Source organism: Psychrobacter sp. BF1 (assembly GCF_019279065.1).
GTDB lineage: Bacteria > Pseudomonadota > Gammaproteobacteria > Pseudomonadales > Moraxellaceae > Psychrobacter > Psychrobacter urativorans.
The window spans coordinates 202,822-213,009 of record NZ_JAGYWV010000006.1; the positions used below are offsets into that span (position 1 = coordinate 202,822).

The 10,188-nt window shown below is 40.9% G+C and carries 5 protein-coding genes; 1 reads left to right on the plus strand and 4 read right to left on the minus strand.

Annotation, left to right across the window (positions count from 1 at the left end; all coding sequences use genetic code 11):
• The first annotated feature begins 1 nt into the window (after nt 1).
• A complete protein-coding gene (locus KZA12_RS09065; protein ID WP_218690012.1) occupies nt 2–1,732 on the plus strand; it encodes a mechanosensitive ion channel domain-containing protein in 1,731 nt (576 codons plus the stop codon).
• Between the two features lie 472 nt (nt 1,733–2,204).
• Here KZA12_RS09065 and rnr read toward each other — a convergent pair whose 3' ends face one another.
• From rnr to thrS, 4 genes are all read right to left on the minus strand, one after another.
• Nucleotides 2,205–4,481 carry a ribonuclease R gene (gene rnr, locus KZA12_RS09070; protein ID WP_218690013.1) on the minus strand — a complete coding sequence of 759 codons (2,277 nt, stop codon included), beginning with the start codon at nt 4,479–4,481 and terminating at the stop codon, nt 2,205–2,207.
• Between the two features lie 150 nt (nt 4,482–4,631).
• On the minus strand, nt 4,632–5,876 hold the full coding sequence (locus tag KZA12_RS09075) for a toxic anion resistance protein (protein ID WP_201624198.1): 1,245 nt from the start codon (nt 5,874–5,876) through the stop codon (nt 4,632–4,634).
• A 410-nt stretch (nt 5,877–6,286) separates the two neighbouring features.
• Nucleotides 6,287–6,790, minus strand: coding sequence for a translation initiation factor IF-3 (gene infC, locus KZA12_RS09080; protein WP_201624200.1), 504 nt, complete (start codon nt 6,788–6,790; stop codon nt 6,287–6,289).
• A gap of 23 nt (nt 6,791–6,813) precedes the next feature.
• Nucleotides 6,814–8,748, minus strand: coding sequence for a threonine--tRNA ligase (gene thrS / locus KZA12_RS09085; RefSeq protein ID WP_218690014.1), 1,935 nt, complete (start codon nt 8,746–8,748; stop codon nt 6,814–6,816).
• Between the last annotated feature and the right edge of the window lie 1,440 nt (nt 8,749–10,188).

Below are 10,188 nucleotides of genomic sequence, written 5' to 3' on the forward strand. Positions count from 1 at the left end.
TATGGCCGCCCCTGTTGACCTTGTCGCCACCCGTAAATTACTGCCAGCCAGCCAATGGTCAGCTGGCAGACTGCTAGTGTGCAGCTTGTTACTACTGCTAGGTTTAGTTATTAGTCGTTCACCTAGCTATGCTGCTAGTGCTGCTGCTAATACTGATAATGCGGTCAATCTGTCTAATGGCGTGCTAGCAGATACGGCAACCGCCTTAGGGTTGCCCGAGGGTTCTTTGATTGCTCAAAGTCCATCAAGTGCTACAGCAGCGGATGCCGCTAAGACTAGTGGCGCTGCTACTGAGCCTGTCAAGCCATCACCCGTTATCAGTGGTGAAAGCACCAACAACGCGCAGATAGAAACTAGCCCAACCCCACAAAAAGATCAAGATATCCGTCAACGTATCGACGGTATTTTTTCTGAAATCGAAGGCTTGCAAGCAGTTACTGTTAGTGTGACGCAAGGTGTAGTCAGCTTAGCTGGCGAAACTGCAAACGAGAAAAAAGCCCAACAGGCGATCAATCTAACCAACCGTTTGACGGATGTAGTTACTGTTGAGGACAAGATCACTCGTACTTTGGATGTACAAGATAATGTCACTACTGTCTATCAAAGTCTAAGAAACCAAACTAGAAACTTGCTCAAGGCTATGCCGCTAATATTGGTTGGTATAGTGATATTTGCTATTGTTAGTTGGTTCGGTAGCTGGTTATCTAATCGTAAGAAATTTTGGCAACGTCTAACTCCTAACCCTTTTATAGCTGAGCTATTATCACAAACCGTCAAAGTCATCTTTATTATCTTTGGCTTAATATTGGCATTGAGTTTAGTAGGAGCAGAGACTTTATTAGGGACCTTGCTAGGGGGTGCAGGGGTCATCGGCATTGCGGTAGGTTTTGCAGTAAAAGATAGTATAGAGAATTACATTGCCTCATTGCTACTCAGTATTCGCCAACCTTTTCGCGCCCGTGATCACATAGTCATTAATAGCAAAGAAGGTATCGTGGTGCGTCTTACCTCACGGGCAACTATTTTGATGACCTTAGATGGTAATCAGTTGCGTATTCCTAATGCTGAAGTGTTTAAAGCGACTATCCTTAACTATACCAAAAACCCCGAACGGCGCTTTACTTTTGAGCTGGGTGTCGATGCTAATGATGATCCATTAGCAGCGATAAAAGTGGGCTTAGATGCGATATGTACTTTAGACTTCGTATTAGAGAAGCCAAAAGCTATTGCTGTTATTGCTAATGTTGGCGATTCCAATATCCTTCTAGAGTTTCAAGTATGGGTCGATCAAACTGAAACTAACTTTGCTAAAGCGCGTAGTATTGCTATTCGCGAAACCAAACATGCTCTAGAAAACGCAGGTTTTAGCTTACCTGAACCTATTTATAAATTACGCTTTACCCATAAAGTAGAAAAAGCGCTCGAGCATCTACAAAATACTAATAGTAGTAATGCGCCCACATCAGACCTTATTGTTCAACCAACGACTCCTCAACCACTGCACCCTATTATAAAAAATGAAAACGTTGATAACATTGATAATGTCGATAATGTCGATAATGTCGATAAAAGACAGGCTAAAGCTCGTGCTAAGCAAATTCTACAAGGATTAGAGGGTAACGAAGTGCTGGATGCTAGTCCTGATCAGAAACTAATGGATAAAGTCGAACAAGAAATAGCCGATAATTCTGGTGAAACTGACTTACTAAATAAAAACAGCCCGCAGGAGTAGCTATAGCAGCAGGCTAACTATAAAAATCACTGATATGAATTATTCATCATTTAAACCTTAGAGGTAATAACTATGCAAAGAAAACATTTAATCGTCTTTACCTTGGCGACTATTTTATTATTACTCGGTTTTAATATGATCAATGTCAATAAACATGAGAAAAATAAAACCGCTCAAGTTGCTCATTAGACGGCTGTAGTCCCAGAGTCAAACACGGAGTTTGATGCTAATGATGCTCAGGCTAACAGCAATAATACTAACAGCTGAGCTGCTATCGGCGCACAACCCCTAGCTGAGCACTCTACAGCAGTTGTTAATAATGTTAGTGTAGATAGTGAGAAAGCTCAGCAATTCGAGTAATAGCGTCTAGAGCAAGTGGAAGGCGCCTAGTGATAGCAGCAATCAGCGAGCCAATAAAAAGGGGCTAACGATAACGTTAGCCCCTTTGTTTATAGCCTAAAGGTGCAGCGTACTAGCTTTTTTTGTTAGTGCTTTTCTTGTTACTACTGCTGCGGCTGCTACTTTTCTTAGGAGCGCTCTTCTTAGCTTGGTCTTTTTTGGTTTGATTCATCTGGCTAGATTTCAGCTTAGCTGTTAAATCAAAATCAATCTGTAATAGATCCATATTGACCCCAGCAACTTTGACTCTTACTGAATCACCAAGTCCAAACAAACCGCCTTTATCTTTACCAATAAGTTGCTGCTGTTTTTCATCATAAACAAAGAAGTCATCGCCAACATTGGAGATATGCACTAAGCCATCAATGTATAAGTCGTCAAGCATCACAAACAAGCCAAAGCTAGTGACTGTAGTGACAGTACCATCGAACTCTTCACCGACATGATCTTTCATGTAGTGACATTTGAGCCAAGACTCTACGAAGCGAGAGGCTTTTTCAGCACGGCGCTCAGTATCTGAAGTTTGAGTACCAGCACCATCAAGTGAAAATTCCATCACTGTCTGTGGAGTATTAGTCACTTTTGCCTTGATCGCCCGATGTAGCATTAGATCAGGATAACGGCGAATAGGCGAAGTAAAGTGGCTATATTCTTCATAAGCTAAACCGAAGTGACCGATATTATCAGGGGCATAATTGGCTTGCATCATTGAACGCAGTAGCATGCTATGAATACTCACAGCATCAGGGCGGTCTTTGGTAGCTTCAATAATACGCTGATAATCTGCTTGAGTTGGGCTCTCTTCTGGAAAGCTTAAACCAAAGTTCTTAGCGTACTCATGGATACGCATAGATTTTTCGCTATCAGGTTTATCATGGTTACGATATAACACTGGCAGTTCATGCTCTAAGGCAAAGTTTGCCGCACAAGTATTGGCGAGCAACATACACTCTTCAATCAGTTTATGCGCGTCACCACGAGTACGTGGCAAGATAGCAGCGATGCCGCCAGTTTCGTTAAACTTGATATAAGTTTCGACCGTTTCAAACTCCATCGCATGGCGTTCTTCACGTTTTTTCACTAGTAGCTCATACAACTGATGTAAGGTATCTACTGACTTTTTAACTTCTTTATTATCAGTTAACGATTTAGGAATAGTGCTGTCTTTTGGATTAGCAAGGTAGTCATTGACTTGATTATAAGTCAAACGTGCTTGCGAATTCATTACAGCAGGATAGAACTCATAACCAGTCACTTTACCAGCACGCGATACTTTTATATCGGCGACCATACACAAGCGATCAACATTAGGATTCAATGAACAAAGACCGTTTGATAGCACTTCCGGTAGCATTGGGATTACCCGATGTGGGAAGTACACCGAAGTACCACGCTGATAAGCCTCGATATCTAATGGCGAGTTTGGCGTTACGTAATTGCTGACATCAGCGATAGCGACTAATACTCGATAGTTGCCACCAGCACGCTTTTCAGCGAATACGGCATCATCAAAATCTCGTGCATCCTCACCGTCGATAGTGATTAATGGGATATCACGTAAATCTGTGCGCCCTTTAATGTCTTTTTCAGTCGGCTCTTTATAGTCATTAGCTTGCTTAAGAGTCGCTTCATTAAACTCAGAAGGGATATCATAATTAAGTAAGGTAGTCTCAATGATTAATTCGCGATCATTGTCATCACTTAGCACTTCAGTAATTTTACCAGTAGCAAATTCATGCTGGTTCGGCCAATCGATGATGTCTACTTTTACTGGATAGCCAAGCTTCACTTCTAATGCTTGTACGTTATCTTCAGTGACCGTAATCGGCTGGTGATTGTTCGGGCTACCAAGCTCCACACAATAACCATCTTCGTCTTTGGCTAAAGTACCGATGAATTGGTTTTGCTGACGTTCAACGACATCAACGATACGACCTTCAGTACGACCGCGATTATCTGTTGAAGTACCTACTGCCTCGACTTTATCGCCATTGAATACCCAGCGCATTTGTTTTTCATGCAAGAACAAATCAGGCATATCAGTTAACAATACAAAGCCAAAGCCTTTGGCATGTGCCGAGACTGTACCAGTAACAACGTCTTGTTGAGTGACCGTGCGAAAGCGATAAGGACGCCCTTCGCGATTCACTTGACCATCACGTGCCATCGCTTTTAAACGATTGCCTAAAGCATCAAACTGATCAGGATCATCAATGTTGAATGCTTTAGCCAACTGTTGATGGGTGGCTTCACCCTTTTCAGTAATCGTGCTCAGTATTAGCTCGCGACTAGGAATAGGGTTGTCGTATTTTTGTGCCTCACTTGAGGCGTTTGGATCATTCCAACTCATAAAGTACCGTATCTGTTTTTAAAATTATTAATAGGGGCTATCTTAACACGAACGAGGTTGCAATATCTTGAGTCAATTATCTTATCTGGCGCAAATAGCCGTTAACCACTATCGGGTTAAGCGAGCCATTTGCTGTCGATGTTTTACCTGTTAGATATCGATAGAGTTAGCACCAGAATTATCTACTATCTTTTTAGTGTCTATTTCTCTAGAAACTTCAAGCACAGTAGTCTCGTTCGACTTGTCTAAATACTTTTGCGCTTTATCAACTTCACTAGTTAAAGTATTTACCGTCTGCTTCATATTCTCTAGCGCTTCTAACTTATAAGTGCTGATCATATCCATAGTCTCATAGACATTATTGAAGGCGTTTTGCAATTTATCAAGCTCAATAGTACTACTAGTTGCTTGCTCATGGATCTCACCTGATTGACGCTTAAGCATCTCAGAAGTTGATTCAATCAAGCTACTAGTCGTTTTGTTCAAGGCAGTAATTTGATCTAGTACTAGCTTTTGATTGGTCATCGCTTGCGCAACGATCACCGCAGTACGTAAGGCTGAAACAGTAGTAGTCGTAGCCCGATCCACACCCTTAATAAGCTCTAAGTTGTTACGGCGAATAGTGTCTAAAGCCAAATATCCTTGAATGTTAACCGCCAACTGGGTCAAAAAGTCAGTGTTCTTCTGACGCACATAGAACAGCATCTCTTCTTTGATGATACGAGCTTTTTCAGGATCAGTAGCTTCAATGGTATAAACTTTTTGCTCTAACTGCTCATCGATTTTTTTGCCAACATAAACATACTGGCGGATAGACTGCATCAATTCCCACATATTGACTTTTTCTTGCTCAATCATGGCATTATCTTTGAGCAGCTCATCTTTACCATTATAAAGGCTAGTCACTACCGCATTGATGTGTGACTGTGCTGACTCATACTGGCGAAAATAGTCTTGTACTTTATTGCCAAAAGGAATCAAACCAAACAGTTTGCGTGAGCTAGTTAGCTGCTTTTTACTAGGGTCTAGATCTTCTACGATGCCACGCAGTTCCGTCAACGATTTAGCGATAGGTGAGTTATCGAACAAGCTGTCATTGAGACTCTTAGCCGGTAGCTCTAACATACGGTTAGAGATTTGCGAGGACTCACGAATCTCTTTAGAACCTAAATTATGTATAGACTGGACGTTTTGTTTAAATTCATCACTATGCACCGAATTAGTCAGCACATGATTGACAAAAGCGTCGACCTTGGCATCTAGTTCAGGTAGTTGACTCGCATCCAACGTGACCATTTGGTCTGCTTCGCTTTTTTGCACTTCTTTTACGGCAGCAGGTGGTGTCAAAGATATAATAGGAGTAGGGGCGTTTTCCGGTGGGGTCAACTCTTGCATAAATGTTCCTTTAATATTTAATATGAAAAATATTTTTATTTAAAGTTTGAGTACAGACTTTATTATTAGCGCTATTTTATATATTTATAACAGCAGCAGGTTATAACCAATAAATGTTATTAGGCTATAGCCAGTAAATCTAGCTTTAGATTACCGTGTAATCAAAGGACTGAGAAGATTGATTTTGTAAACTAACCTTCTATATTGTACTAAGACCTACTAGGCGCTACTATCACAGATCTAGCTAGTATCTAAGCTAGGCTTTAAGTGCTTAGACTAGTGTTAGCAGTACTTCAATATGCCAATAGCAAAAAACCATCAATATCCCGCAGCATATTGATGGTCAAAAACGATAACTAAAATCAAGTTATTTATAAAATCGTAATGCAAGCTAACCCTAAGCTACGGACTTACCTTTTCTTAGTAGGACCTAATAGCATACCCATCTGACGACCTTCCATCTTAGGATATTGTTCGACATTCGAGATTTCAGCAGTATCTTCGATAATGCGATCAAGTTGCTTACGACCAATCTCTTGATGAGCCATTTCACGACCACGGAAGCGGATACTGATTTTAACTTTATCCTGATCTTCTAAAAAGCTAACGATTTTTTTCAGTTTAACCTGATAATCGGCCTCTTCAGTACTAGGACGCAACTTCATCTCTTTGAGCTGAGTTTGCTTTTGGTTCTTTTTAGCCTCTTTAGCCTTTTGCTTTTGATCATAGAGATAATGCTTATAATCCATGATCTTACATACTGGCGGCTTGGCATCAGGAACTAATTCAACCAAATCTAGATTGTCTTCACGTGCCGCTTTCATTGCGGTATCGATATCGACTACGCCCATTTGTTCGCCATCTTCTTTAACTAAACGGACTTCTTTGACGCTGATATCTTCGTTAATGTTCAAACGGTTTGACTGTTTAATAGGTATTACTCCTGATCTGTTTTTGGGGTCTGTCGGCCTTTATCACTGACAGCTGCATTTACTAAGGTAATAAATTCTGAGATAGTCATTACGCCTAGGTTTTCACCTTCGCGGGTACGCACGTTAACGCTACCTGATTCGACTTCTTTATCTCCCAATACTAACATATAGGGGATACGTTCTAATGTTTTCTCTCGTATCTTAAATCCAATCTTTTCGTTACGCAAGTCACTAATGGCTCGCAAACCTGCATTTTTCAGCTCATTGACTACATTTGTACAAGCATCAGCCTGTTTATCAGTGATATTCATAACTACCACTTGTTGCGGAGCCAGCCATACTGGCATCCAACCGGCGTAATGTTCTATGAGCATACCGATGAAGCGCTCGAACGAGCCAAGAATAGCTCGATGTAGCATAATAGGGACTTCACGCTCATTTTGCTCATTGACAAATTCAGCATCTAAACGTTCAGGCATATTAGGATCGACTTGAATAGTACCGCACTGCCAAACACGACCTAAGCAATCCTTAAGACTGAATTCAATCTTCGGACCATAAAAAGCGCCTTCGCCCGGTAGATAATCCCAGTCTAGTCCTGAATTATCTAAAGCATCAGCTAAAGCTTTTTCGGCGAAATCCCAAGATTCCTCAGAACCCACTCGTTTTTCAGGGCGAGTAGAAAGCTTCATGATGATATCTTTAAAGCCAAAATCATCATAAACATCGAGCGTTAACTGAATAAAATCAGCCACTTCTTGTTGAATCTGCGCTTGAGTACAGAAGATATGCGCATCATCTTGAGTAAAACCACGGACGCGCATCAAGCCATGCAATGAGCCAGACGGCTCGTTACGATGACAAGAGCCGAATTCAGCCATACGTAGTGGCAAGTCACGATAAGATTTTAAGCCTTGATTGAACACTTGCACGTGGCAAGGGCAGTTCATCGGTTTTACCGCATAATCACGGCTTTCACTTGAGGTCGTAAACATATTGGTGGCATAGTTACCCCAATGCCCAGAGCGTTCCCACAAGCTACGATCAACGATTTGCGGTGTCTTAATCTCTTGGTAGCCATTATCATGCTGCACTTTGCGCATATACTGCTCAAGCACTTGATATATAGTCCAACCATTCGGATGCCAGAACACCATTCCTGGCGCTTGCTCTTGCATATGGAATAGATTTAACGCTTTGCCAATTTTACGATGGTCACGCTTTTCGGCTTCTTCGATACGCTGAATATAGGCTTTTAGCTGTTTCTTATCTGCCCATGCAGTACCATAAATACGTTGTAGCTGTTCGTTTTTAGCATCGCCACGCCAATAAGCGCCTGACATTTTAGTCAGTTTAAATACTTTTAAGAAGCGAGTATTAGGCACATGCGGGCCAAGGCACATATCGACATATTCTTGATGATGATACAGACCAAAGGCATCTTCGCCCGGCATATCATTGATCAGCTTAAGCTTATACTCTTCGCCACGTTCTTCGAATATCTTAATCACTTCAGCGCGCGGCGTTATTTTCTTGATCACATCATAGTCTTGTTTGATCAGCTCCATCATGCGCTTTTCAATTGCTTCCATGTGCTCAGGGGTAAAAGGCGTCTCACTATAGATGTCGTAATAAAAACCATCATCGATGACTGGGCCGATTACCATTTTTACATCAGGATAGAGCTGTTTGACCGCATGGCCTAATAAATGCGCACATGAGTGACGAATGATATCGACCCCATCATCATCTTTTGCAGTAACGATTTCGACCTTAGCATCAGCAACGATAGGATCGGAAGCGTCTACTAAATGTCCGTCTACACGTCCAGCTATTGTGGCTTTAGCAAGTCCTGGCCCAATACTTTCAGCTATTTGCATAACTGTAGTGCTGCCGTCGAATTGTTTTACACTACCATCGGGTAAAGTAATCGCTACCATAATCTATTCACCTTTTTGAGTCCTTTGGCAGTGATGATTGCAACCATCAATCATATGACCGTCAGACTACAATAGTTATTGCCACCTATTGTGACGTATTAAGAGATATCAGCATTTCTGTAACCCGCTTAGCTATTATAAAGCGCAGCAACCCGTCCTTTAAATACAGTTAACTGACAGGGTAGGCGAGTAATGCCATAAAAGCGCCTACTATAGCAAAAACCGTCTATAAACACTAGATAGTAAGGGCTAGCAGGCTGTTTTTTGACCTCAAAGCGCTTATCTTTATAGGCTGTAAAGCTTAAATGCCGATCAATTACCTATATATAAGCAAAATATTAGTACTAAGCCAATAATAGCGGCTTCTATATATGGGTACTAGTAACTTAGTTATCAACAGCTTACGCTTAGGTTGCGTCTTTATCTATAACCGGTTAATAAACTATAGAGGCTTTGCATATGACCTTAAGTTAATAATGGATGTATGCAGAGTGGCAATATATAAGTGCAATGAGATCTATAAAGAGTCAGAAAACAATCTTTACCTACTATCTAGCTATCTATACTTGCCACCAGCTAATTCAGAAAAACTAAAAAGCGTTTAGGTCTCAGGGCGACTACGCTACTATCTATAGTATAGACACCTATTACTATAACCGTACTACGACAGCTGTAAGTAGCCAGTGACTTCCTTGCTTATAATTATATAGACCGATCGTATAAACAAGTCATAGCAATAGTAAGTAGTAATAGAAACAAATCATGCTGACAAGCCAAAGCCAAACAATCGCACGGCTAGTTGATACAAAAACCAAGTAACTATATTTAGCTCATGATTTAGCTCAGCAGACTCTATAACTGAAAACAGCTTAGTAAAAATGGCTTATTGAATACCGCTACTTTAATCTTAAAGATGATATGACTAGCACAAAAACCCCAGTCCAAACTCTAAACCCATGATAAGCATCAACTAATAGTAGAATCCTTAGGGGAAGGCAAATTAAATCTTAGACTAAGCTTGACCGAGCCTTTAATCTGCGTATAATGCGTCCCAGTCGGAACAGAAGAGCAGCTTTGTGGAAGTGGTTTACCACTTGAAATAAAGTTAGCTAAATAACTTCTTGACACTGAGATTAAAGCGTCTATAATACGCACCTCAGCAAGACAAGCGGGAGCAATTAGGGAGTGATCAGTCACTTAATAATCAGCACGTCAATCTACTGAAACGAATTAGAATAAAGGGTTGACAGACTATATAAACATGATATGATAGTCAGCTCGCTAAACAAGATAAGCAAATGTCTTTGATTGGTTAGTGTAATAATCCTCTACTGGACGACAGCAGAGCGATACTATTTAAAAGCATAACTAAAGAACAACTTGTGTGGATTTTTGTTGATTCAGAATGTTAAAAAATAAAGTTGACTATCTTTTCTTTTC